Origin of the sequence: Herbaspirillum sp. B65, from assembly GCF_000333555.1 — a bacterium.
GTDB classification, from domain to species: Bacteria; Pseudomonadota; Gammaproteobacteria; order Burkholderiales; family Burkholderiaceae_D; genus Herbaspirillum; species Herbaspirillum rubrisubalbicans.
In genome coordinates, this window is the sequence record NZ_BADI01000417.1 from 1 (window position 1) to 1,493 (window position 1,493).

3 protein-coding genes are annotated in these 1,493 nt (G+C 60.0%); 2 read left to right on the top strand and 1 reads right to left on the bottom strand.

Annotated elements, in window-relative coordinates:
* Positions 1–254, bottom strand: a 254-nt coding sequence (locus I5W_RS10015; RefSeq protein WP_044529103.1) for a carboxyltransferase domain-containing protein, incomplete at its 3' end; no start/stop codon positions are given.
* 200 nt (positions 255–454) lie between these two features.
* Here I5W_RS10015 and I5W_RS10020 point away from each other — a divergent pair.
* Together I5W_RS10020 and I5W_RS10025 are read left to right on the top strand one after the other, a co-directional pair.
* On the top strand, positions 455–1,027 hold the full coding sequence (locus I5W_RS10020) for a winged helix DNA-binding protein (protein WP_252716980.1): 573 nt from the start codon (positions 455–457) through the stop codon (positions 1,025–1,027).
* Positions 1,028–1,060: 33 nt separating this feature from the next.
* A partial coding sequence (locus I5W_RS10025) for an alcohol dehydrogenase catalytic domain-containing protein (RefSeq protein ID WP_044529104.1) occupies positions 1,061–1,493 on the top strand: 433 nt, incomplete at its 3' end.

Here is a 1,493-nt window from a genome sequence, read left to right on the forward strand (position 1 = left end):
GGCGGTGCTGCGTCGCCGCCGAGCGTGGGCCAGGTCTTGGTGATGCGCTGTTCCAGGCTGTCCAGGTCGGCCACGGGGCGTTTGGTGATGAGGGTCAGGTTGTTCATGCCGGGCACGACTTCGCTGACTTCGTCCCAGCTGCCGGCCAGTTCGGCCAGGGCCCAGATGCGTTGCTGTTGCGGCAGGGTGGCCGGGGCCGGCAGGCTGCATAGCAGCGCGCGATCGCCCAGCGGGTGGAGGTGAGGTGGCTGCATGTGTCTCGCTTTGCCTGATGTGGTTGAGAGCCCGCCGTTGCTGCCGAGATGGTCGGTGGGGTCAAGGTGCGTCCGGTGATGCCCTGCTTTTTTGCGGATATTACATTTCAAAGAAAATATAAACAATATGTCGATAAATTATTTATTTAGTCTTTACGCTATAGTGTTGCCATTCTGCCGCCCTGACTTATCCGCTTCCCATGAGCCAAGAGAACAACGAGACGTCCACCCCGCTCCAGCCTGATGTGCAAGATGCCCTGAGGGCTCCGCGTCCGACCAAGATCGTGTCTTCCCAGCATCTGGTCTCCGAACGCAGTGCCGAGCTCTCCGAGCTCGAATACGCGCTCATCATGGCCAGCAATGCCTTCAATCGCTGGATGGTGCGCTGCATGGCGGCGGCCGGCGCCAAGGACATGACGGCCATCGAGGTGTCGCTCTTGCATCACGTCAATCATCGCGAGCGCAAGAAAAAACTGGCCGATATCTGTTTCGTATTGAACGTCGAGGATACCCACGTGGTCACCTATGCCTTGAAGAAGCTGGTGAAGGCCGGTTACGTCAAGAGCGAGAAGGCCGGCAAGGAACTGCTGTTCTCGACCACTGCTGATGGGCAGGCGTTGTGCATGAAGTATCGCGAGGTACGCGAGCGTTGCCTCATCGAGGTCCAGGTCGAGAGTGGCATCCCCAATCAGGCCATCGGCGAGGCAGCGCAATTGCTGCGCAATGCCTCCGGGCTGTATGACACGGCAGCACGGGCGGCGGCTTCGCTGTGATGCCAATCTCAATCTCAATGAAGGATAGGACATATGCGCGCAATCGAAATCAAGGAATTTGGCGGTCCCGAGGTCTTGCAGGCCTGCGAGCGCCCGGTGCCGGAGTTGAAGTCCGGTGAAGTACTCATCAAGGTCCATGCGGCTGGGGTGAATCGTCCGGATGTGTTTCAGCGCACCGGCAACTATCCGGTGCCACCCGGCGCCTCCGACTTGCCGGGCCTGGAAGTGGCCGGTGAGATCGTGGCCGGTGAACTGGGCCAGAGCGGCTTCCAGTTGGGCGATCTGGTCTGCGCCCTGGTGCAGGGCGGTGGATATGCAGAATTCTGCGCGGCGCCGCTGGCGCAATGCTTGCCGGTTCCCAAGGGCTTGAGCGCGCTGGAAGCGGCGGCGCTGCCGGAAAATTACTTCACGGTGTGGAGCAATGTCTTCGACCGTGGTCAGTTGTCAGGTGAAGAAACTTACTGGT